Origin of the sequence: Tepidimonas sp., from assembly GCF_046292505.1 — a bacterium.
Taxonomy (GTDB): domain Bacteria; phylum Pseudomonadota; class Gammaproteobacteria; order Burkholderiales; family Burkholderiaceae_C; genus Tepidimonas.
The window spans coordinates 16,167-37,288 of record NZ_JBKBQX010000016.1 but is presented as its reverse complement, the minus strand read 5'-3'; the positions used below and the strand labels follow the sequence as shown (position 1 = coordinate 37,288).

General features: G+C 69.9%; 19 protein-coding genes. 14 read left to right on the top strand and 5 right to left on the bottom strand.

What is annotated here, in order from left to right; translation table 11 throughout:
• Positions 1-20 precede the first annotated feature (20 nt).
• On the top strand, positions 21-1,502 hold the full coding sequence (locus ACK4TH_RS08240) for an aldehyde dehydrogenase (protein ID WP_409624925.1): 1,482 nt from the start codon (positions 21-23) through the stop codon (positions 1,500-1,502).
• Between the two features lie 2 nt (positions 1,503-1,504).
• Positions 1,505-2,845, top strand: coding sequence for a type III glutamate--ammonia ligase (locus ACK4TH_RS08235; protein ID WP_409624922.1), 1,341 nt, complete (start codon positions 1,505-1,507; stop codon positions 2,843-2,845).
• Positions 2,846-2,864: 19 nt separating this feature from the next.
• Here ACK4TH_RS08235 and ACK4TH_RS08230 read toward each other — a convergent pair whose 3' ends face one another.
• Positions 2,865-4,016 carry an alkene reductase gene (locus ACK4TH_RS08230; protein WP_409624919.1) on the bottom strand — a complete coding sequence of 384 codons (1,152 nt, stop codon included), beginning with the start codon at positions 4,014-4,016 and terminating at the stop codon, positions 2,865-2,867.
• Between the two features lie 112 nt (positions 4,017-4,128).
• Between ACK4TH_RS08230 and ACK4TH_RS08225 the strand changes: the two genes are divergently transcribed.
• The gene (locus ACK4TH_RS08225) at positions 4,129-5,022 is read left to right on the top strand and encodes a lysophospholipid acyltransferase family protein (protein WP_409624916.1); all 894 of its coding nucleotides are present in this window, start codon (positions 4,129-4,131) and stop codon (positions 5,020-5,022) included.
• 128 nt (positions 5,023-5,150) lie between these two features.
• Here ACK4TH_RS08225 and ACK4TH_RS08220 read toward each other — a convergent pair whose 3' ends face one another.
• On the bottom strand, positions 5,151-6,647 hold the full coding sequence (locus ACK4TH_RS08220; RefSeq protein WP_409624913.1) for an IS5 family transposase: 1,497 nt from the start codon (positions 6,645-6,647) through the stop codon (positions 5,151-5,153).
• Between the two features lie 147 nt (positions 6,648-6,794).
• On the opposite strand from ACK4TH_RS08220, the gene ACK4TH_RS08215 reads away from it, so the two are divergent.
• Both ACK4TH_RS08215 and ACK4TH_RS08210 read left to right on the top strand, forming a co-directional pair.
• The gene (locus ACK4TH_RS08215) at positions 6,795-8,366 is read left to right on the top strand and encodes a methyl-accepting chemotaxis protein (RefSeq protein WP_409624911.1); all 1,572 of its coding nucleotides are present in this window, start codon (positions 6,795-6,797) and stop codon (positions 8,364-8,366) included.
• A gap of 27 nt (positions 8,367-8,393) precedes the next feature.
• Positions 8,394-10,175 (top strand): putative bifunctional diguanylate cyclase/phosphodiesterase, encoded by a 1,782-nt coding sequence (locus ACK4TH_RS08210; protein ID WP_409624908.1) that lies wholly within the window; start codon positions 8,394-8,396, stop codon positions 10,173-10,175.
• A gap of 43 nt (positions 10,176-10,218) precedes the next feature.
• On the opposite strand, the gene ACK4TH_RS08205 is transcribed toward ACK4TH_RS08210, so the two are convergent.
• Positions 10,219-10,416, bottom strand: coding sequence for a DUF2892 domain-containing protein (locus ACK4TH_RS08205; RefSeq protein ID WP_409624905.1), 198 nt, complete (start codon positions 10,414-10,416; stop codon positions 10,219-10,221).
• Positions 10,417-10,661: 245 nt separating this feature from the next.
• Here ACK4TH_RS08205 and vapB point away from each other — a divergent pair, with 245 nt between their 5' ends.
• Positions 10,662-10,895, top strand: a complete 234-nt coding sequence (gene vapB, locus ACK4TH_RS08200; RefSeq protein WP_409624902.1) for a type II toxin-antitoxin system VapB family antitoxin — start codon at positions 10,662-10,664, stop codon at positions 10,893-10,895.
• Between the two features lie 17 nt (positions 10,896-10,912).
• Positions 10,913-11,326: a type II toxin-antitoxin system tRNA(fMet)-specific endonuclease VapC gene (gene vapC, locus ACK4TH_RS08195; protein ID WP_068608044.1), complete on the top strand. Its 414-nt coding sequence runs from the start codon at positions 10,913-10,915 to the stop codon at positions 11,324-11,326.
• Positions 11,327-11,337: 11 nt separating this feature from the next.
• Here the strand turns inward: vapC and ACK4TH_RS08190 are convergent, their stop codons facing one another.
• The gene (locus tag ACK4TH_RS08190) at positions 11,338-11,631 is read right to left on the bottom strand and encodes a YkgJ family cysteine cluster protein (protein WP_409624898.1); all 294 of its coding nucleotides are present in this window, start codon (positions 11,629-11,631) and stop codon (positions 11,338-11,340) included.
• A 106-nt stretch (positions 11,632-11,737) separates the two neighbouring features.
• Here ACK4TH_RS08190 and mnmG point away from each other — a divergent pair, with 106 nt between their 5' ends.
• The 7 genes from mnmG to ACK4TH_RS08155 all read left to right on the top strand — a co-directional run bounded on the left by mnmG (position 11,738) and on the right by ACK4TH_RS08155 (position 18,272).
• The gene (mnmG, locus tag ACK4TH_RS08185; RefSeq protein ID WP_409624895.1) at positions 11,738-13,744 is read left to right on the top strand and encodes a tRNA uridine-5-carboxymethylaminomethyl(34) synthesis enzyme MnmG; all 2,007 of its coding nucleotides are present in this window, start codon (positions 11,738-11,740) and stop codon (positions 13,742-13,744) included.
• Positions 13,741-14,439, top strand: coding sequence for a 16S rRNA (guanine(527)-N(7))-methyltransferase RsmG (rsmG, locus tag ACK4TH_RS08180; protein WP_409624892.1), 699 nt, complete (start codon positions 13,741-13,743; stop codon positions 14,437-14,439). Before mnmG ends, rsmG begins: the two co-directional genes overlap by 4 nt.
• A gap of 66 nt (positions 14,440-14,505) precedes the next feature.
• On the top strand, positions 14,506-15,120 hold the full coding sequence (locus ACK4TH_RS08175; RefSeq protein ID WP_409624889.1) for a LysE family transporter: 615 nt from the start codon (positions 14,506-14,508) through the stop codon (positions 15,118-15,120).
• A gap of 31 nt (positions 15,121-15,151) precedes the next feature.
• The gene (locus tag ACK4TH_RS08170; protein ID WP_409624886.1) at positions 15,152-15,922 is read left to right on the top strand and encodes a ParA family protein; all 771 of its coding nucleotides are present in this window, start codon (positions 15,152-15,154) and stop codon (positions 15,920-15,922) included.
• A gap of 12 nt (positions 15,923-15,934) precedes the next feature.
• Entirely contained in the window at positions 15,935-16,483 is a 549-nt protein-coding gene (locus ACK4TH_RS08165; protein WP_409624883.1) for an RBBP9/YdeN family alpha/beta hydrolase, read from the top strand.
• Between the two features lie 26 nt (positions 16,484-16,509).
• Positions 16,510-17,493: a ParB/RepB/Spo0J family partition protein gene (locus tag ACK4TH_RS08160; RefSeq protein WP_409624880.1), complete on the top strand. Its 984-nt coding sequence runs from the start codon at positions 16,510-16,512 to the stop codon at positions 17,491-17,493.
• Entirely contained in the window at positions 17,490-18,272 is a 783-nt protein-coding gene (locus tag ACK4TH_RS08155; protein WP_409624877.1) for a class I SAM-dependent methyltransferase, read from the top strand. Before ACK4TH_RS08160 ends, ACK4TH_RS08155 begins: the two co-directional genes overlap by 4 nt.
• Here ACK4TH_RS08155 and ACK4TH_RS08150 read toward each other — a convergent pair.
• Positions 18,230-21,088, bottom strand: a complete 2,859-nt coding sequence (locus ACK4TH_RS08150; protein ID WP_409624874.1) for a putative bifunctional diguanylate cyclase/phosphodiesterase — start codon at positions 21,086-21,088, stop codon at positions 18,230-18,232. The genes ACK4TH_RS08155 and ACK4TH_RS08150 overlap by 43 nt on opposite strands.
• Positions 21,089-21,122: the final 34 nt, after the last annotated feature.

The following is a 21,122-nucleotide window of genomic DNA, read 5'->3' as shown; positions in this document are numbered from 1 at the left end:
CCCCAAGGAGATCCGTGACCATGAGCCTTGTCGACATGCAGCTCTCTTTCGACGGCCGCGCCTTCATCGACGGTCGCCGCGTCGAGGCGGCCGATGGCCGCACCTTCGACTGCCACTCGCCCGTGGATGGCCGGCTGCTGACGGCCGTGGCGCGCGGCGGGCCCGCCGACATCGACGCCGCGGTGGCCGCCGCGCGCGCCGCGTTCGAGGACCGGCGCTGGGCGGGCAAGCCCCCGGCGGCGCGCAAGCGCGTGCTCATCCGCTTCGCGGAGCTGATCCTGGCCCACGGCGACGAGCTGGCGCTGACCGAGACGCTGGACATGGGCAAGCCCCTGCGCTACGCCAAGGGCGTGGACGTCAACAGCGCCGCCAACTGCATCCGCTGGTATGGCGAGGCGGTGGACAAGGTGTACGACGAGATCGCGCCGACGCCCGACACGGCCCTGGCGCTGATCACGCGCGAGCCGGTCGGCGTGGTGGGGGTCATCGTGCCGTGGAACTACCCCATGATCATGGCGGCGTGGAAGATCGCGCCCGCCCTGGCCGCGGGCAATTCGGTCGTGCTCAAGCCCAGCGAAAAGTCGCCGCTGACGGCGCTGCGGCTGGCCGAGCTGGCGCTGGAAGCGGGCATTCCGCCGGGCGTGTTCAACGTCGTGCCGGGCTACGGGCCGGAGGCGGGCAGCGCGCTGGCGCTGCACATGGACGTGGACTGCATTGCGTTTACCGGCAGCACGCGCGTGGGCAAGCAGATCCACGTGATGGCCGGGCAGAGCAACCTCAAGCGCGCCTGGACCGAGCTGGGCGGCAAGTCCCCCAACATCGTGTTCGCCGACTGCCCGGATCTGGACCGCGCGGTCGAGGTGGCCGTGGGCAGCATCTTTTTCAACCAGGGCGAGAGCTGCAATGCCCCCTCGCGTCTGTTTGTCGAGGCGTCGATCAAGGACGCCTTCCTGGAAAAAGCCCTGGCCCTGGTGCCGCGCTACCAGCCCGCCAATCCGCTGGACAAGAACACCGTCATGGGCGCGATCGTGGACCGCATCCAGCTCGACACCGTGCTGCGCTACATCGAGCAGGGCCAGGCCGAGGGCGCCCGGCTGCTCGTCGGCGGGCAGGCCGTGGAGCCGGTGCCCGGCGGCTGCTATGTGCAGCCGACCATCTTCGACGGCGTGACCAACGACATGACCATCGCGCGCGAGGAGATCTTCGGCCCGGTGCTGTCGGTGATCACCTTCACCGATGCGGCGGATGCGGTCCGCCAAGCCAACGCCAATGTTTACGGCCTGCAGGCGGCGGTGTGGACGCGCGACCTGAACAAGGCGCACGGCGTGGCGCGGGCCCTGCGCGCGGGCACGGTGCACGTCAATCAGTACGACGAGGACGACATCACCGTGCCGTTTGGCGGCTTCAAGCAAAGCGGGGTGGGGCGCGACAAGTCGCTGCACGCCTTCGACAAATACACCGAGCTCAAGACGACCTGGATTCGCATCGACAGCCCGGTGTGATCGTGGACCGCGACGCTGCCCTGCATGCCACGGTCGAGCGGCTGTCCGCCCAGGGCATCCACTCGATCCTGGCCACGTTCACCGACCTGTTGGGGGCGCCCAAGGGCAAACTCGTGCCGCTGGCGGCATTGCCCAAATGGGTGCGCGAGGGGGCCGGTTTTGCCGGCCCCAGCATCTGGGGAACGGGCCTGCCGCGCCTGGGGGCGCGCAGCGAGTATTTTGGCCGCGTGCAGCCCGACAGCCTGCGCCCGCTGCCCTTCATGCCCGGGGTGGCGCATGCCGTTTGCGACGGCTATGCGGGGGGCGAGCCGCTGGCGACCTGCTCGCGTCAGGTGCTGCGCCGGCAGTTGGACCGGCTGCGCGCGCGGGGTTGGACGGCGTGGGTGGGCATCGAGCCCGAGTTTTTTCTGCTCCAGCGCCGCCCGGACGGCGGCTGGCGCGCGGGCGATGGCCTCGACCGACTCGACAAGCCGTCCTACGACCTGCAGGCCATCCATCGCCAGCGGGGGTTTCTGGACGACATGCGCACGGCGTTGGGCGCGCTGGGTTTCGAGATCGAGCAGATCGACCACGAGGACGCCAACGGCCAGTACGAGATCAACTACCGCCACGACGAGGCGCTGCTGGCGGCCGACCGCTATCAGCTCTTCAAGCTCACCGCGCATGCGGTGGCGGACCGGCACGGCTTCGTCTTCAGCACCATGCCCAAGCCGCTGGCCAATGCCCCCGGCAGCGGGCTGCACTTTCACTTGAGTCTGACGGATGCCGAAGGGCGGGCGCTGATGGCCGATCCCACGGCGCCGCTGGGTCTGAGCCCGCTGGGGGCGCACTTTGCGGCCGGCTTGCTGCACCACGCCGATGCGTTGGCGGCGTGGTGTGCGCCCACCGTCAACAGCTACAAGCGGTTGGCGGCCGGGCGCAGCGCCTCGGGCACCACCTGGGCCCCGGTGTGGAAGGCGATCGGCGACAACAACCGCACCTGCCTGCTGCGTGCCGTGGCCGGGCGGCTGGAGTGGCGCTTGCCGGACCCCGCTTGCAATGTGTATCTGGCGCTGGCCGCAACGCTTGCCGCCGGCCTGTCCGGCATCGACCAGGCGCTGCCGGCCCCGACTCCGTGCGCGGACGATTTGTACGACCGCCACCGCGCGGGCGTGCCGCTGCCCGACCGCCTGCCGCGCGACCTGGCCACCGCGCTGGAGGCGCTGACGCTCGACGCCCCGCTGCGCCGCGCCGTGGGCGAGGCGGTGTGCGAGCAGTGGTTGGCCCTGAAGTGGGCCGAGTGGGACGCCTGGGCCGCTGCCGTGACCGACTGGGAATGGGCGCGCTACGCCGAGGCGCCCTGACCGTGGCATCGTCCGCGGCTCACGCGGCGAACGGGTAGTCCGTGTAGCCCTCGGCCCCGCCGCCGTACAGCGTGGCGCGCTGCAGGGGGTTCAGCGGCAGGCCCTCGGGCAGGCGGCGCGTGAGGTCCGGGTTGGCGATGAACGGCCGGCCAAAGGCCACCAGATCGGCGCCCTGGGCCAGGGCCTGTTCGGCCAGGGCGCGGTCGTAGCCGTTGTTGACCATCCAGGCCCCCCTTCCCCCCGCGTCGCGGTAGGCGCGGCGCAGCGCGGCGTAGTCGAAGGGCTGAGGCCCTTGCTGGTAGTCGCGCGCGCCCCCGGTCTGGCCTTCGATCACATGCACATACGCCAGACCCAGCGGGGCGAGCTGGCGCACCACGTACTCGAACAGCGGCTGCGGATCGTCGTCCTGGGCGTCGTTGGCCGGCGTCACCGGCGACAGGCGGATGCCCACCCGCTCGCCGCCGATGGCCTGCGTCACGGCGGTCATCACCTCCCCCAGCAGCCGCGCCCGGTGCTCGATGGGGCCGCCGTAGGCGTCGGTGCGGTGGTTGCTGCCCCGGCGCAAAAACTGGTCCAGCAGGTAGCCGTTGGCAGCGTGGATTTCGATGCCGTCGAAGCCGGCCTCGATGGCGTTGAGGGCGGCCTGGCGGTAGGCGGCGACGATGCCGGGCAGCTCGTCCAGCCGCAGCGCCCGCGGCTCGGAGACGTCGACGAAGCCGCCCACGCGCCGGCCGTCCACGTCCTGCACCAGATACGTCTTGGCGGCGGCGCGGATGGCCGAAGGCGCCACCGGCGGCTGGCCACCCGGCTGCAGCGCCACGTGCGAAATGCGTCCCACGTGCCAGAGCTGCACCACGATGTGCCCGCCCTCGGCATGCACGGCGTCGGTGACGGCGCGCCAGGCGCGCACCTGTTCCGGCGTGTGCAGCCCCGGTGTGTCGGCATAGCCGTGCCCTTCCGGGCAGACCGGCGTGGCCTCGGCGATGATCAGGCCCGCGCCGGTGTCGGGCCGGGCCCGCTGGGCGTAGTAGGTGGCCATCAGCGCGGTGGGCACTTGGCCTGGGGCGCGGTTGCGGGTCAGCGGCGCCATCACGACGCGGTTGGGCAGCGTCCAGGCGCCGACGCGGATCGGGTCGAACAAAGAGGGGGACAAAGAGGCGGTCGGTTCCATGCCCGCCATGGTACTGGCGAGGGCCGCGTCTGTCGCGCGGCCGCTGTCGCCGCCGTGGCAGGGCGCGGCCGCGCCGGTCGAAGCTGCCGGGGCGGCTATCATGCGCCCGCGCATGAACACCCCGCCCACCCCCTCTGGTATCGAGACGGCCCCCGGCCCCTGGTGGTTGCGCTGGGTGGCGCGGCTGCCCCTGCCGTGGTTGCGCGCGGCGGGCGCGGCGCTGGGCGCCGTGTTGTATTTGGGGGCCGTGCGGCGGCGTGCGGTGGTGCGCCGCAATCTGGCGCTGTGCTTTCCCCAGGCCAGCCCGGCGCAGCGCCGCCGTTGGGCGTGGCAGACGTTTTGTCACTTTGGCCAGGCTTTCGTGGACCGGGTGTGGCTGTGGCATGCCCCGCCCGCGGTTATTACCCGGCGCGTGCGGCTGGAGGGCGCTTGGGCCGCGCTGTCCGAGCCCGGCCCCCGGCTGCTGTTCGTGCCGCATTTCGTGGGGCTGGACGCGGCCTGGTCCCGGATGACGCTGGCATTCGATCGCCCGTGGGCCACGCTGTACGCCCCCCAGTCCCACCCCGCACTGGACGCCTGGGCCCGCCGTGGGCGCGGGCGGTTTGGGGCCCCGCGGATCGTGTCGCGGCGCGACGGGGTGCGTGGCGTGGTGCGTGCGCTGCGCGAAGGGGCGGCGGTCTGCCTGCTGCCCGACATGGACCTGGGCGCCGCGCAGTCGGTGTTCGTACCGTTTTTTGGGGTGCCGGCGGCCACGGTCACCTCGCTGCCCCGGCTGGCGGCGGCCGCGCATGCGCCGGTCATCCCGGTGGTGGCGCGGCTGGATGCCCAGGGGTATCGGGTCTGGGTGGGCCCCGCCTGGGCGGACTATCCCAGCGGCAACGACGAGGCCGACGCCGCCCGCATGAATGCGGAGCTGCAGCGCTGGATTGCCGAAACCCCGGGCCAGTACCACTGGCTGCATCGGCGCTTCAAGACCCGGCCGCCGGGGCACGCGGGGTTGTATTGACCTGGGTTTGACGCGACCGGGCTCGAGGTGCCATCCAGCGTGATAAATGTCACGCAAAATATCAATTCCCCCCCCCACTTTTTCTAGAGCTATTACATGTTATATAGTCGTCCCTGAAAAATTCATTTTCACGCCGCCCTTAGCCGCAGCTGGGCAGGGTTGGCGCCACTGGACTCGGTTGGCCGCCGCTGGGCGAGCCACCGGCCGATGAGGCGCACGGCCGCAATGAGGCGCAAAAAGACTCTCCTCAAGAAGGGCACGCCCTTGTTGGCGATCATGCGCAGCAGCCAGCGGATGTTGTAGCCCGCCGCGCACAGCACCGCGTGCAGCCGGTCACCCTGCTCGCCCTTGAGATGGCACCTGTCCATGCGGTGATCCTGCTTCAAGTGCCCGATGACCGGCTCGATGGCCTGGCGGCGCTTGAGCAGCTTGCGCTCCTGCTGCGTGAGGCGCTTGATCTTGCCGCGGTGCACCAGGCGCACATCCGCAATGTCGGCCTCCACCCCGCGGTAGCCCAAGTCGGCATAGGCCGTGTTGGGCTTGATGCCGCTGTCCTGCATCAGGATCGTGGCCTGCTCCAGCTGCGCTTGCAGCGTGTGCCCGTCGTAGGGGTTGCCATGGAAGGCCCGGGCTCCGACGATGAGGCTGTGCTTCAGGGTGCTGGCAATGCCGACCTTGACGCCGAACTCGTAAGGGCAGCGGGCCTTGCCCTTGTTGATGCACTCCACCTCCGGCGCGTGCCAGGCGTAGAGCTTTCGAGTCCCGTCGGCGGTCTTTCGGTTGGCAGTCTGCGCCACCAGACGCGCTGCCTTGTTGAGGGTGTGGCCAAGAGCGCTCTGGATGGCCTGCCCCAGGCGGCTGGCCTTGCGCTCGATCTCCCGCTGCAGCCTGGCCACGATGGTGCGCTGACGCTTGATGACCCGGCGCATGCGCGCAAACTGCCGCGCGTGCGCATAGCGCCCAGCCTTGCGGGCCAGCTCCTTGCCTTCCTTGGCAAAGGTCTGCTTCAAGGCGATGCCGGCGGCCTTGGCCGCCTCCACCAGCTTGGTGCGTGCCGTCTCCAGCAGCCGGCTGTCGGTCGGATGGGCCACCGCCTTGGGTTGTACGGTGGTGTCCACCACCACGCGCTTGAGTTCCTGCGGCTTGATGAGTCCGGTTTCCACCGCCACGTTGATCGTCTGCGCCAGGAGTTCTTCCACCCCCTCCTCGCCCAGCAGCCGGCGAAACTTCACCAGCGTCGTGGCGTCGCACGGCCGGCGATGTTCAAAGTACGCCCGCCCCGAGAAGAACTGCCATGTGGGGGTTTCGCCCCAGCGCTCGACCACCCCTTCGTCCGACTCGTTGAAGGCGTGCTTCAGATACAGCAGCGCGATCATCACGCGCAGCGGCACGCGGGGTCGGCCTGCGTTGGACGCCCGAGCTGCGCGCACCGGAGATTCGCCAAAGAGGTCCAGATCGGGCATGGCCACCCCAGAGCGGGCTTTGCGCATGAACAGGTGCGACAGCCTTGCTTCCAACTCCTGCCACGGCATGCGTGAGGACAACACCGCCAGCGGATGGCGCAGGTCGATCATCTGATCGAGCCGGGCGCGGAAGAAGTCCTCGGTGGCGGGGCAGGCAAACATCGCAAAACTCCCAGAAAACGGCGCATCAGACCATCAAATCTGGGGGAAATTGTACTCGCAAACAGACAATAACACAAGAAAAATCATGCGGTTATGAATATTTCAGGGGCGACTATATATTTGGGTATTTCAAACCGGGGGGGTTCCATGCGCCAAAATCTGCCTGTCACCCAACGTGAATACAGCTTCGACGGCCGTCAGACCCTGCTGTCCACCACCGACCCGAAGGGCCGCATCACCTACGCCAACAGCGCGTTCGTGGCGGTCAGTGGTTTCACGGCCGAGGAGCTGCAGGGCCAGCCGCACAACCTGGTGCGGCACCCCGACATGCCGCCCGAGGCCTTTGCCGACATGTGGAAGACCATCCAGTCTGGCGTGTCCTGGACGGCGTTGGTCAAAAACCGCCGCAAAAATGGCGACCACTACTGGGTGCGGGCCAACGCCGCGCCCATGGTGCGCGACGGACAACTGGTGGGCTATCTGTCGGTGCGCACCGCGCCCGAGCGGGCCGAGATCGACGCCGCCGAGCGCCTGTACGCCGCGTTCCGTGAGGGGCGCGCGCGCGGCTGGGCCTTCCACCGCGGGTTGGTGGTGCGCACCGGCTGGTTCGCTGCGGGGCGCCGGCTGTTGCAGTGTGCCAGCACGGCCACCCGCGTGCGGCTAGCCGTCTGGGGCGCGGCGCTGCTGCCTGCGGGGGGTGCCGTCGCCTGGGCGGCCCTGGGGGCGGGCGGCTGGCCGGCGTGGGCGCTGGGCGCCGCCGCGGTGGTCGGCGCGGCGCTGGCCGATGCTTTCCTGTCGTGGCAGATGGTGCATCCGCTGCACGCCATCCGGACCCACGCGCAAGCGGTGGCGGCCGGCAACCTCTACACCGAGCCGCCCCTCGACCGGGTGGACGACATCGGCTTGCTCGCGCGTTCCATCAACCAGGCCGGCCTCAATCTGCGCGCGCTGGTGGACGACGTCGCCGCCCAGGTGGCCGGGGTCAGTGCGGCCAGCGAGCAGATTGCCCAAGGCAACGACGACCTGTCTCAGCGCACCGAGCAGTCCGCCGCCAGCCTGGAGGAGACGGCCGCCTCCATGGAGCAAATCACTTCCACCGTCCAGCAAAACGCCGACAACGCCCAGTCCGCCAGCGACCTGGCCCGCCGCACCATGGCCGCGGCCGAGGCCGGCGGGCGCGAGATGAACGACGTGGCGCAGACCATGGACCGCATAGCCGCCGGCTCGCAGCGCATTGCGGACATCACCTCCGTCATCGACTCCATTGCGTTCCAGACCAACATCCTGGCGCTCAACGCCGCGGTGGAGGCGGCTCGCGCCGGCGAGGCCGGGCGGGGCTTTGCCGTGGTCGCGGGCGAGGTGCGCGCGCTCGCCCAGCGCAGCGCCGAGGCCGCCAAGGAGATCAAAACCGTCATTCAGGGCAGCGTGGAGCAGGTGGGGGCCGGAGTCGCGCAGGCCCAGCAGGCGGGCGCGCGCATTGCCGCCATCGTGGAGCAGATCAAGGGGGTGGCGCAGCTCATCAACGACATCTCGGCCGCCAGTGGCGAGCAGTCGGCAGGCGTCGGCCAGATCGGCGAAGCCGTGGCCATGCTGGACCAGGGCACGCAGCAGAATGCCGCGCTGGTAGAGGAGCTCTCCGGCGCCGCGCGCAGCCTGCATGCGCAGGCCGAGCGGCTGGCCGGTGCCGTGTCCGTCTGGCGCACCGGCGCCCGCGGCTGATTGGAGCGCCGCACCATGCCGATGTCGATGCCCGTATCCGCGAACTCGGCGCACGATCCGGGCATCCCCGCTGTGCTGATCGAGCAGGCCGAACACGCCCTGCAACAGGAGTTTGGCCCCCTGGAGCGGGCCGTGTTCGATGCCGCGCCGGATGGCATTCTGGTCGTCGATCACCTGGGCATCATCGTTGGCGCCAACCCGGCCCTGCTGCGCCTGACCGGTTATGCCGAGTCCAGCTTGTTGGAGCGGCCGCTCGACATCCTGCTGCCCGATTCGGCGCGCAGCAGCCACGGTCGGCAGGTGCAGCGGTTTTTCGCGCATCCCCATGAGCGGCCGATGGGCCGGATCGACGATTTGGCGCTGCGCCGTGCCGACGGCACCCTGGTGCCGGTGGACATCGCGCTGGGCCTGGGCACGTGGCGTGACGGGCCCTGCGTGGTGGCTTTCGTGCGCGATGTGACCGAGACGCGCCGTCTGACCGAGCGGCTGCGCCACCTGGCCGCGCACGACGTGCTGACCGGGCTGGCCAACCGCGGGCACCTGATGCTGCAGCTGCGTCAAGCGGTGGCGGCCGCGGTGCGCCACGGCCACACGGCGGCGCTGCTGCTGTTGGATCTGGACGACTTCAAGGGCATCAACGACACCCATGGCCACCCGGTCGGCGACCGCGTGTTGCAGCAGGTGGCGCAGCGCCTGCGCGAGACCGTGCGCACCGACGACGTGGTCGCGCGGCTGGGGGGCGACGAATTTGCCGTGCTGCTGCCGCGCGTGGATTCGCCGCCCGACGCGCTGCGCGTGGCGGACAAGCTGCTGCTGGCGCTGGCACGGCCGATGCACATCGACGGCCTGCAGTTGGCTGTCGGCGGATCGATCGGGGTGGCTTGCAGCCCGCAGGACGCCCGGGACGCCGATGCGTTGATGCGCGACGCCGATCTGGCCTTGTACGCCGCCAAGGCCGATGGGCGCCAGCAGCCCGCGCGCTATGCGCCGGCGCTCTCCCACGCCATGGACGAGCGCGCGCGGTTGACGGACCGCCTGCAGCACGCCCTGCGCCATGGCGGGCTGGCGCTGCATTACCAGCCCCAAGTGGATGTGCGCAACGGCGCGGTGGTGGGGGTGGAGGCCCTGCTGCGCTGGACCGATCCCGAGTTGGGGGCCGTCCCGCCGGCGCGCTTCATCCCCGTGGCCGAGGCCACCGGCCTGATCCTGCCGCTGGGGGATTGGGTGTTGCACGAGGCCTGCCGCCAACTGCGCGTCTGGGTCGATCAGGGCCTGCACCTGCGCGTGGCGGTCAATCTGTCGCCGCAGCAGTTTCGCCAGCCGGGTTTGGCGGCGCAGGTGCGCGATGTGCTGCGCGGGCACGGGGTGCCCCCCGCGTTGCTGGAGCTGGAAATCACCGAATCCCAGGCCATGACCGACCCCACCCAGGCGCGCCGCACGCTCACCGCGCTCGCCGACGAAGGGGTGACCATCGCACTGGACGATTTCGGCACCGGGCATTCGTCGTTGGCGGTGCTCAAGCAATTGCCGGTGCAGCGGCTCAAGATCGACCGCGCCTTCTTGCAGCACATCCCCGAGGACACCACCGACGGCGTGCTGGTGCGCGGCGTGTTGGCGCTGGCGCGCACCCTGCGGCGGGACGTGGTCGCCGAAGGGGTGGAAAACCCCGCGCAACTGGACTTTCTGCGCCGCTGCCGCTGCCCCGCGTATCAGGGCTGGCTGTTTGCCCCGGCGCTGCCGCCGGAGGCGCTGGCCGCCCGGTTGTCAGGCGAGGCGGCGGCCGGGGCGATGGGCTGCCATTCGGCGTAGCGGGTGCGCCCAACGGGCCGCCTATCGGCTACCCGGGAAAGGGTCACCGATCCTGCGGCGCCTTGCAGGTGTTGATGCCGAAGATGGCATAGGGCGGGCACCAGCCGATCAGGCCGGTGGCCAGCGGCACCACGCCGATCCAGCCCCAAAGACCGACGGTGCCCGTGGCCGCCAGTGCGATGAGCACCAGGCCAAGCGCGATGCGCAGGACGCGGTCGATACCGCCAACGTTACGGGTCATGGTGAAACCTCCTGTGGGATTGACGAAATCACCAACGATACCCCCGACTGTACGACGGCGGCTTGACAAATGGCAAGCATTGCAGGGGCGCTGACCGGTTCTGTTGCCGGAGCGTTCCACGTGAAACCCGGTATCCAATGAGGGGCGGGTGCGGATTGGGTTGCTCACCCACCTCTGTTGACCTTCTTGACAAGCCTGCGGGTGGTGCGATATACAATGAAGATATGGCACACAGGGGGCTTTCTATGTCGATCGGGACCGTTTTCGTGACCAATCGTAGCCAGGCGGTTCGCATTCCGCTGGACGTGCGGCTGCCTGAAGGGGTCCATAAGGTGAGTGTTCGGGCCAACGGGCTGGAGCGCATCATTGCGCCCGTGGGGCACACGTGGGACAGTTTCTTCCTCGACGGACTGCCCGTCAGCGAGGATTTTCTGGCCGATCGACCCGACCAACATCAGGCACAGCGGGAAGCGCTCTGACGGCGAGGGGCTGCCTGATGCTGCGTTATCTGTTGGATACCAATATCGTCATCTATGTATTGAAACGCCGCCCCCGCGGGCTGCTGCCCATCTTCAACGCCAACGCGGGCCGCATGGCCATCTCTGCCATTACTTTGGCGGAGCTGCTGCATGGTGCAGAGAAAAGCCAACGCGTGCACGAAAACCTGTTGGCCATCGAGGACTTCTGCAGTCGCTTGCAGGTTTTGCCCTATGGCTTCAAGGCCGCCCAGCATTACGGCGCGATCCGGGCAGCACTCGAAAAGAATGGTACGCCCATCGGGGTCAACGACTTGCACATCGCCGGACATGCCCGCAGCGAGGGCTTGGTGCTCGTCACGAACAACGTGGCGGAATTCGAGCGCGTGCCAGCGCTGGAAGTACAAAACTGGCTGCCCGCGGACGCGGCCTGACGGTGTCCACGCTAGCCGCACGACCGCTCGGCGCCGGGCCGGGTGGCGTGTTCCAGCCGGGTCAGCCAGGCCAGCGCGTGCTGCGGCCCGTCGCCACACATATCGGTGCTGGGTTGCAGTCCCTGGCAGACGGCGGGCCGTTCCGGTCGGCCGAACAGCCGGCAGCGGCGGGCGTCGTCCAGATGCGGGCAGGGCACACCGGCCGGTTTGCCGCGCGGCAGGCCAGGCATCGGGCTGCTGATCGACGGCGCGATGCAGCAGGCGCCGCAGCCTGGGCGGCAGGCAATCGGGGTGTCGGAGCGCATGATGTGTGCAGGGTTGGGGTGAACATGGGACAATTTCACCCTTTGCCGATTCTAGGGGCCGGGCCTGTGGTGGGTCGCGGCCCGCTGTCGCTGGAGCCTTCGGTCCATGCTGTATCCCCAAGAGTTCGATGTCATCGTCGTCGGCGGCGGCCACGCCGGGACCGAGGCCGCGCTGGCCGCGGCCCGCATGGGCTGCCGCACGCTGCTGCTGACCCACAACATCGAGACGTTGGGGCAAATGAGCTGCAACCCCAGCATCGGCGGCATCGGCAAGGGGCACTTGGTCAAGGAGGTGGACGCCCTGGGCGGCGCGATGGCCATCGCGACCGACGAGGGGGGCATCCAGTTTCGCATCCTCAACGCCAGCAAAGGCCCGGCCGTGCGCGCCACCCGGGCGCAGGCCGACCGCAAGCTGTATAAGGCCGCGATCCGACGCCGGCTGGAAAACCAGCCCAATCTGTGGCTGTTCCAGCAGGCCGTGGACGACCTGATGGTGGAAGGCGACCGGGTGGTCGGGGCGGTGACGCAGATCGGATTGCGCTTTCGCGCCCGCGCCGTCGTGTTGACCGCCGGCACCTTTCTGGATGGCAAGATTCACGTCGGTTTGCAGCACTACAGCGCGGGCCGCGCGGGCGATCCGCCGGCGATCAGCCTGTCCGCGCGCCTCAAGGAGCTGCAACTGCCCCAGGGGCGGCTCAAGACGGGCACGCCGCCCCGGCTGGATGGCCGCACCATCGACTGGTCGCGCTGCACGGTGCAGCCCGGCGACGGCATGCCGGGTTCCGACACCGAGGACCAACCGGTGCCGGTGTTCAGCTTTCTGGGGCGACCCGAGATGCACCCCGCGCAGGTGCCGTGCTGGGTCACGCACACCAATGCCCGCACGCACGAGATCATTCGCAGCGGGTTTGATCGCAGCCCGATGTTCACCGGCAAGATCGAGGGCGTCGGGCCGCGCTATTGCCCCAGCGTGGAGGACAAGATCAACCGCTTTGCGGACAAGGACAGCCACCAGATCTTTCTGGAGCCGGAGGGGCTGGACACGCACGAGGTGTACCCCAACGGCATTTCCACCAGCCTGCCTTTCGATATTCAGTATGCGCTCGTGCGCTCCATCGCGGGGCTGGAGAACGCGCACATCCTGCGCCCCGGCTACGCGATCGAGTACGACTACTTCGACCCGCGGGCGCTGCGCTCGACCTTCGAGACCAAGGCCATCCGGGGGTTGTTTTTTGCCGGGCAGATCAACGGCACCACCGGTTACGAGGAGGCCGCCGCGCAGGGTCTGTTTGCTGGCGTGAACGCCGCGCTGCAAGTGCTGGAGCGCGAGCCGTGGGTGCCGGGGCGCGACGAGGCCTACCTGGGCGTGCTGGTGGACGACCTGATCACCAAGGGCGTGACCGAGCCGTACCGCATGTTCACCAGCCGGGCCGAGTTCCGGCTGCAACTGCGCGAAGACAACGCCGACCTGCGCCTGACGGAGACGGGGCGCCGCCTGGGGTTGGTGGACGATGCCCGCTGGGACGCTTTTTGCCGCAAGCGCGATGCGGTTTCACGTGAAACCGAGCGGCTGAAGTCCACCTGGATCAACCCGCGCATCGTCTCGGCGGCGGAGGCCGAGCGCGTGCTGGGCAAAGGCATCGACCACGAGTACAACTTGTTCGACCTGCTGCGCCGACCCGGCGTGAGCTACGCGGCGCTGATGTCGCTGGGAGGCGGGCGCTTTGCCGGCGGAGATGTTTCACGTGAAACGCTGGCCGATCTGTATCCCGCGGTGGTCGAGCAGGTGGAGATCGGCGCCAAGTACGCTGGCTACATCGAGCGCCAGCGCGACGAGGTGCAGCGCACCGCCGCCTACGAGCATCTGAAGCTGCCCGCTGACCTGGACTACATGCAGGTGACGGCGCTGAGCATCGAGGTGCGGCAAAAGCTGCAGAAGCATCGGCCGGAAACCCTGGGGCAGGCGGCGCGCATTTCAGGCATTACACCGGCAGCGATTTCGCTGCTCTTGATCCATTTGAAGCGCGGTCGCTTCAAGGGCTTTGAGGGGGCGTTCGCTGCCGGGCCGCAGGACGCGCCCGAGGTGGCGTCCGGCGAGGCGCGCGCCGCATGACGTCGGATGCGCTGGAATCCGCCCTGCGGGAGGGGTTGGCGGCTTTGGGCCTGGTCCTGCCGGATGCGGCTGTGCGCCAGTTGCTGGACTACATGGAGGCTTTGGCGCGGTGGAACCGGGTGTACAACCTGACTGCCGTGCGCGCGCCGGCCGAGATGCTGACCCACCACCTGCTGGACAGCTTGGCGGTGGTCGCGCCGTTGCGGCGCCGGCTGAGCCTGCCGCCGGTGCCTGATCAGGCACCGGCAGGGGCGCAGGCGGCGCCGGTTCGCGTCCTCGACGTCGGGTCCGGTGGCGGGTTGCCCGGTGTCGTGCTGGCCATTGCCTGCCCCGATCTGCAGGTGACCTGCGTGGACGCCGTGGCCAAAAAGGCGGCGTTCGTCAGCCAGGTGGCGGCCAGTCTGCGCCTGTCCCACTTGCGCGGGGTGCATGCCCGCGTGGAGTCGTTGACAGGGCCGTTCGACCTGATCTGCTCGCGCGCTTTCGCGTCGCTGGCCGATTTCGCGGCCTGGTCGCGCGCGGCGCTGGCCCCGCGAGGGGTCTGGATGGCGATGAAGGGGCGCGTCCCCCGCGACGAGATGGCTGCTCTGCCGGCCGATGTCGAGGTGTTTCACGTGGAACCGCTGATCGTGCCGGGGCTGGATGCCGAGCGCTGCCTGGTCTGGATGCGGCCCGTGCGCACAGAATCCCCGTAAACTCCGACCCTCCGGCGCGGTGCGTGTGGCATCGCCGCCTTGCCTGTTCAGCCTGCGGGATCAGCCATGTTCGGTATTGCCGATTACGGTGCCTTCGTCGTCGCCATTTTGGTGTTTCTGGCCATCCCGGGACCGGGCAATCTGGCGCTCGTCACCGCCACCGGCAAAGGGGGCGTTCGGGGTGGGCTGGCCGCCACGCTTGGTGTCATCGCCGGGGACCAGGTGCTGATGTGGCTGGCCGTGGCCGGTGTGGCGGCGCTGTTGCTGGCCTATCCGGCAGCTTTTGAGGCCGTGCAGTGGCTGGGGGCGGCCTATCTGGCCTGGTTGGGGGTGCGCATGCTGCGCGCGCGGCCGGGTGCGGCGCCGGTGCTGCACCTGCGCGCTGGGCAGTACTTTCGGCAAAGCCTGATGATCACCCTGCTCAACCCCAAGGCGATCGTGTTCTACATGGCTTTTTTTCCGCTGTTCGTCGATCCCGCGCGGCACCAGGGGCTGGTGACCTTTGGCGTCATGGCGGCCACGATCGCGGCGCTGACGTTCGCCTATGGGGTGGTCGTCGTGGGCTTGACGCACCGGCTGGCCGAGCGGTTGCGCGCCAGTCCGCGGCTGTCCTCGTGGCTCAATCGGGTGGCGGGCACGCTGCTCGTGGGTTTTGGTTTGAAGCTGGCGCTGTCCAAATGAGCGGTGACCGGAAGGGGGAGGAGGGCTGAGCATGGCGCGTGTGTTCTGCATTGCCAACCAGAAAGGCGGGGTCGGCAAGACGACGACCACGGTCAATCTGGCGGCCGGGCTGGCCCAGGTGGGCCAGCGGGTGCTGATGGTGGATCTGGATCCCCAGGGCAACGCCACCATGGGTTCGGGCGTGGACAAGCGCACCCTGGCGCCGACCGTGTACGAGGTGCTGCTGGGCACCGCCACCGTGCGCGATGCCGCACGCCGCAGCGAGGCGGCCGGCTACGACGTGCTGGGCGCCAACCGCGAACTGGCCGGCGCCGAGGTCGAGCTGGTGGCGCTGGAACAGCGCGAACACCGCCTGCGCGACGCCCTGGCCGCGGTGCAAGGCGACTACGACTTCGTGCTCATCGACTGTCCGCCGTCGCTGAGCCTGCTCACCCTCAACGGCCTGTGCGCGGCGCACGGCGTCATCGTGCCCATGCAGTGCGAATACTTCGCGCTGGAGGGCTTGTCCGATCTGGTCAACAGCATCAAGCAGGTGCATGCCAACCTGAACCGCGACCTCAAGCTGATCGGTCTGCTGCGGGTGATGTTCGATGCGCGCATCACGCTGCAGCAGCAGGTCAGCGAGCAGCTCAAGGGGCACTTTGGCGACAAGGTGTTCGACACCGTCATTCCGCGCAATGTGCGGCTGGCCGAGGCGCCGAGCTACGGCATGCCCGGCGTGGTGTTCGACCCGTCGGCCCGTGGCTCCAAGGCCTTCGTCGACTTTGCCCGCGAGATGGTGGCGCGGGTCGAACGGTTCTGACCCGGGGCGAACATGGCAGTGCAGGTGTTGACCCTGCCGGGATGGCTGAGCAGCGGCCCGCAACACTGGCAGACCCTCTGGGAGCAGCGGCACGGCTTTGTGCGCGTGCAGCAGCACGATTGGCGGACGCCCCGGCGCGGCGACTGGATGGCGCGGCTGGAAGATGTGGTGGGCGATGCGCCCGGGCCGGTGGTGCTGGTGGCGCATAGCCTGGGCTGCATTCTGACGGCGGCGTGGGCGGCGCACTCGCGCCATACCGGCCGCGTGCGCGGTGCGCTGCTGGTGGCGCCGGGGGACGTGGAGCAGCCCGATTTGGCCGCGCACCTGCCCGGCTGGGCGCCGATCGTGCGCCGGGCGTTGCCGTTTCCCAGCGTGTTGGTGGCCAGCCGCGACGATCCCTATTGCCGCTTCGCGCGCGCGCAGGCCCTGGCCGCGGATTGGGGCAGCCGTTTCATCGACGCCGGCGCGCGCGGCCACCTGAACGCCGAATCCGGCCTGGGCGACTGGTCCGAGGCCCTGGACTGGATCGCCCCGTGGCGCAATGCCGCGCCCGGGGCCTGACACCCTGTATGACACGGACACGAACCATGGTGAATAAAAAACCCAAAGGACTGGGTCGCGGCCTGGAGGCGCTGCTCGGCCCCACGGTCGAGGCCGAGGCTCCGCGCGCCGACACCCCGCGCCAGTTGCGCTTGAGCGATCTGGTGCCCGGCGCGTACCAACCCCGCACGCGCATGGACGAGGGCGCGCTGTACGAACTGGCCGAAAGCATCCGCGCCCAGGGGGTGATGCAGCCGGTGCTGGTGCGCCGACTCGCCGACGATGTGGGGGCGCAGCGGCTGGCGGCCTGGCATGCCAGCGTGGCCGGGCAGCCCTTCGCGGAGGACGGCACGCGCGGCGCGCGCCCGGTGTACGAAATCATCGCCGGCGAGCGGCGCTTTCGGGCCGCGCGACTGGCGGGGCTGGAGGAGGTGCCCGTCCTGGTGCGCGAGGTGCCCGACGAGGCGGCCGCGGCGATGGCGCTCATCGAAAACATCCAGCGCGAGGACCTCAACCCGCTGGAGGAGGCGCAGGGCCTGCAGCGCCTGATCAAGGAGTTTGGCCTGACCCACGAGCAGGCGGCGCAGGCCGTCGGCCGCTCGCGCAGCGCGGCGACCAACCTGCTGAGACTGCTGCAGTTGACCGAGCCGGTGCAGACCATGCTGATGGCCGGCGACCTGGACATGGGCCATGCGCGCGCCCTCCTGAGCCTGGACCGCGCGACGCAGATCACGGCAGCGCACCAAATCGCCGCCAAGGGCCTGTCGGTGCGCGAGGCCGAGTCGCTGGTCAAGCGCCTGGCGGCCGAGTTTGCGCTCACGCCTCCGCGCCCCAAGGCCGAAAAATCGCGCGACGTGCGCCGGGTGGAGGAGGAGCTGTCCGAACTGCTGGCCGCCGAGGTCGAGGTCCGGGTGAAAAAGCGCGTCAAGCGCGGCGGCCGCGTGCAGGAGCAGGGCGAGCTGGCGATCGCCTTCAGCTCGCTCGATGAGCTCAATGGCCTGATCGAGCGGCTGCGCGGGCTGCACGGGTGAAGCCGCGCCGCGCCACGCCCGCGTCCGACCGCTGGCCCCTGCCGGCGCTGGCGCTGTGGCTGGCCGCCTGGGCCGGATACGCCGCCCTGCGCATGGGCTTGCAGCGCCCGGTGGCCGAAGCCTTCGGCATCGCCGCCCTGCTGGCCATGCTGTGGGCGGTGCGCCACGGGGGCACGCCGATGCGGCGGATGGTCATGGCGCTGGGGTTTCCGCTGTCGTGGGTGCTGGCGGCCGGCGTGCTGCCGCTGCCGCCGGCCTGGGTGTGGGCGTTGCTGCTGCTGGCGGCACTGGCGCTCTACCCCTGGCGGGCGTGGCGCGATGCGCCCCTGTACCCGACCCCGTTGGGGGCCCTGGACGGGCTGCGCGAGGCCATCTGGCTGCCCCCGCGCGCCCATATCCTGGATGCCGGCTGCGGCCTGGGCGACGGCCTGCTGGCGCTGGAGCGCGCCTATCCGGACGCGCGCCTGACCGGCATCGAGCGCGCCTGGGTGCTGCGCCTGCTGGCCGGCATGCGCTGCCCTGCCGCGCAGGTGCGCCATGGCGATTTTTGGGCGGCGGACTGGTCGGCCTACGACATGGTGTACCTGTTCCAGCGCCCGGAGACCATGCCGCGCGCGGCGGCCAAGGCCTTGGCCGAGTTGAAGCCCGGCGCCTGGCTGGTGAGCCTGGAGTTCGACGTGCCGGGCTGGACGCCGGCGGTGTGTTGGCGCTGCCCGGACGGCCGTCCGGTGTGGGGCTACGCCATGCCTCCCGAGTCGGCCGCCGTTTCGTCCGCCTGAGCTGCACGCCAGCGCGCCAACACCGACTCGGCCGCCTCGGGCCGGCCGTGCAGATAGCCCTGCTGCAGGACATGCGGCCAGCGGCCAAAAAACGCCGCCTGCTCGGCCGTCTCCACCCCCTCGGCCACCACCCGCAGCCGCAGTCGCTCGGCCACGGCGACGATGGCTTCGACCAGCGCGGCGTCGTCCGGATCGTTCGGGGCGTCGTGCACGAAGCTGCGGTCGATTTTGATTTCCTGGATCGGCAGCCGCTTCAGGTAGGACAGTGACGAGTAGCCGGTGCCAAAGTCGTCGATCGAGAAGCGCACCCCCTCCCGCGTCAGGGCCAGCATGCGCTCGATGACGGCGTCGATGTCTTCCACGACCACGCCCTCGGTCACCTCCAGCACCAGATCGGTCGCCGCGGCGCCGTGGGTGCGCAGCGCGTCCAGCACCTCCTGCACGAAGTGCGGCCGGTGGAACTGGCGCGGGCTGACGTTGACCGCGATGGGCAGGCGGGTGCCCGCGCGGGCCAGTTGACCCAGGTGCGTGCAGGCGGCCTGCAGCACCCAATGGCCCAGGGGCTCGATCAGGTCGCAGCCTTCGGCCACGGGCACGAACTCGGCCGGCGGCACCAACCCGCGCACCGGATGCTGCCAACGCACCAGGGCCTCGGCCGCGCGCCAGTGGCCCTGGGCATCGGCCTGCGGCTGCAGGTACAGCCGCAGTTCGTCGGCGGCCAGGGCGCGGCGCAGCTCTTGCTCGATGGTGAAGCGCCGCGCCACCGCCGCCCCCATGGCATCGTCGAAAAACACGCTCTGGTGGCCGCCGCGTTCCTTGGCGCGGCGCAGGGCCGTGTCGGCGCGCCGCAGCACATCCAGCGGGGTGTCGTCGCCATCGGCGGGCAGTACGGCGATCCCGATGCTGAGCGTGATGTTGACCGGCGCGGTATCCCCTGCAGACCCGGCATCGGCCCAGGCCTGCGCGCAGTCCAGGGTGAAGGCGTCCTGCAGCGCGGTGTGGATGCGCTCGGAAACATCCTGCGCGGCGCGCGACGCGGCCAGGGGCCCGCCGTCCACGCCCGGGGTGAGCAGGGCGAACTCGTCCCCGCCCAGGCGGGCCAGCAGATCGGCGCGCGGAGCTGCCGCCCGCAGCCGCTGGGCCAGTTGCTGCAGCAGCACATCGCCGCTGGCGTGGCCCAGGGCTTCGTTGAACGTCTTGAAGCGGTCGATGTTGAGCAGCAGCAGGGCACGATGCCGCTGGTGCCGGCGATCCCCGGCCAACACCTGCTCCAGCCGGTCCAGCGTGCGGGCGCGGTTGGGCAGCCCCGTCAGCGGGTCGAACCACGCGAGCTGGTGGGCCTTGGCCTCGGCGTCGCGCTGGGCCGAGATGTCCAGTTGCCACGTCTCGGCCGGCATGCGGCCCGACGACAGCAGGCGCGGGTTGTGCCCGCGCACTTGGGCCAGCGTGTAGCCGCTGATGCGCTCGAACGCCGGATTGACGTACTCGATGCGCGCCTGCGCATCGGTGATCAGCACCGCGGCCGGGCTTTGCTCGACGGCCTGCGACAGCAGGCGGATGTAGGTTTCGGCCTCGCGCCGCGCGGTCAGGTCGCGCGTGACGCCCTGCAACTGGACCGCGCGGCCATCCGGTCCGGTGATCAGGGTCGACACCGTCTCGGTGTACACCGGGTGGCCGTCCAGGTGCAGCAGATCCAGCTCGGTGGTCTCGATCAGGGCCGAGGTCTGTCCGCGGGCCAGCTCGCCGAGCCGCTGGGGCAGGCGCTCGCGCACGTGGGCCAGCGATGCTGGCGTCAGCACGGTGTCGAACGAGCGGCCAACGATGTCCTGGGCACCGTGGCCGATCAGCCGCTGCACCGAGGGGCTGACGTACAGAAAACGATCCTGCTGCAGGTCATAGAGCCACACCACGTCGGCGCTGTGCTCGGCCAGCAGACGATAGCGCCGCTCGCTGTCGGCGAGTCGGTCGCTCACCTCGCGCAGCGCCGCGGCATGGGTCTGCACCTGAGCGAGCCGTGCGCGTTCGTCGAACAGGCGCACGCCCACCACCGTGCCAAAGATGGCCAGCAGCGCGGCCAGCAGCGTCGTCTCGGCCCCCCGCAGGGCTGCGGCGCGGATCTGCGCCACCGGCTGCCAGATCAGCAAGTGCCACGTGCCGTCCAGCACGGGTTGTCCGACGACTGCCACTTCGCCCGCGACGGGGTCCCGGGCCGACAGCGGCCGCTCGGGCGGGGCCGTGCGCAACACCATGCGCACGGCGGGGTGGTCGCCTGCCTCCAGCGGGATGACGGCGCTCGCCTTGGGCCGTGTCACGTCCAGCACCAGCACGCGGTCGCCATCGCGCCGCGCCAAGGCAGTGGCGATGTCGCCGGTGGGGGCATCCTGCCACGGCTGCAAGGCGGGCAGGGTGCTGACGTCGTCGAAGGCCAGCACCAGCGCGGCCGGATGGGTCATGCCCGCCAGGTTGATCACGAAAATCCACTGCCAGCGGCCGTCCGCATCGATCCAGGCGCGCGCCGTCGAACCGGTATCGAGCACGCGCGTGGCCGCCTGGGGGATGAGGCCCTGCGGATCGGGCGGGGCGGCACCGACCCAGAGGGCGTGGCCCTGTCCGTCGACGATCCCCGCGGCGCGGTAGCGGCCATGCTCCAGCACCTGCTCGAGCGCATGCCGCATCGCCAGGGGTGGGGGGGCATCAGGCGCTTCGCGCCAGCTGTCCCAGCCTTCCCGCAGCACCCGGCGCTGCGACAGCAGCCGGGCATCGTTGAGGCGCTCCTCGTGCCAATCGGTCAACTGCGTCTGCTTGGCCTGCAGCATCAGCCCCAGGTGGACGGCTGCCTGGTGCTGCGCC

Bases quoted from the DNA above. Each gene is read 5' to 3' on its own strand.
- ACK4TH_RS08205 (WP_409624905.1), bottom strand. From the start codon at position 10,416: ATGACCCGTAACGTTGGCGGTATCGACCGCGTCCTGCGCATCGCGCTT.
- ACK4TH_RS08220 (WP_409624913.1), bottom strand. From the start codon at position 6,647: ATGTTTGCCTGCCCCGCCACCGAGGACTTCTTCCGCGCCCGGCTCGAT.
- ACK4TH_RS08240 (WP_409624925.1), top strand. From the start codon at position 21: ATGAGCCTTGTCGACATGCAGCTCTCTTTCGACGGCCGCGCCTTCATC.
- ACK4TH_RS08160 (WP_409624880.1), top strand. From the start codon at position 16,510: ATGGTGAATAAAAAACCCAAAGGACTGGGTCGCGGCCTGGAGGCGCTG.
- mnmG (WP_409624895.1), top strand. From the start codon at position 11,738: ATGCTGTATCCCCAAGAGTTCGATGTCATCGTCGTCGGCGGCGGCCAC.
- ACK4TH_RS08225 (WP_409624916.1), top strand. From the start codon at position 4,129: ATGAACACCCCGCCCACCCCCTCTGGTATCGAGACGGCCCCCGGCCCC.
- ACK4TH_RS08175 (WP_409624889.1), top strand. From the start codon at position 14,506: ATGTTCGGTATTGCCGATTACGGTGCCTTCGTCGTCGCCATTTTGGTG.
- vapC (WP_068608044.1), top strand. From the start codon at position 10,913: ATGCTGCGTTATCTGTTGGATACCAATATCGTCATCTATGTATTGAAA.
- ACK4TH_RS08150 (WP_409624874.1), bottom strand. From the start codon at position 21,088: ATGCTGCAGGCCAAGCAGACGCAGTTGACCGATTGGCACGAGGAGCGC.
- ACK4TH_RS08190 (WP_409624898.1), bottom strand. From the start codon at position 11,631: ATGCGCTCCGACACCCCGATTGCCTGCCGCCCAGGCTGCGGCGCCTGC.
- ACK4TH_RS08230 (WP_409624919.1), bottom strand. From the start codon at position 4,016: ATGGAACCGACCGCCTCTTTGTCCCCCTCTTTGTTCGACCCGATCCGC.
- rsmG (WP_409624892.1), top strand. From the start codon at position 13,741: ATGACGTCGGATGCGCTGGAATCCGCCCTGCGGGAGGGGTTGGCGGCT.
- vapB (WP_409624902.1), top strand. From the start codon at position 10,662: ATGTCGATCGGGACCGTTTTCGTGACCAATCGTAGCCAGGCGGTTCGC.
- ACK4TH_RS08210 (WP_409624908.1), top strand. From the start codon at position 8,394: ATGCCCGTATCCGCGAACTCGGCGCACGATCCGGGCATCCCCGCTGTG.
- ACK4TH_RS08165 (WP_409624883.1), top strand. From the start codon at position 15,935: ATGGCAGTGCAGGTGTTGACCCTGCCGGGATGGCTGAGCAGCGGCCCG.
- ACK4TH_RS08215 (WP_409624911.1), top strand. From the start codon at position 6,795: ATGCGCCAAAATCTGCCTGTCACCCAACGTGAATACAGCTTCGACGGC.
- ACK4TH_RS08170 (WP_409624886.1), top strand. From the start codon at position 15,152: ATGGCGCGTGTGTTCTGCATTGCCAACCAGAAAGGCGGGGTCGGCAAG.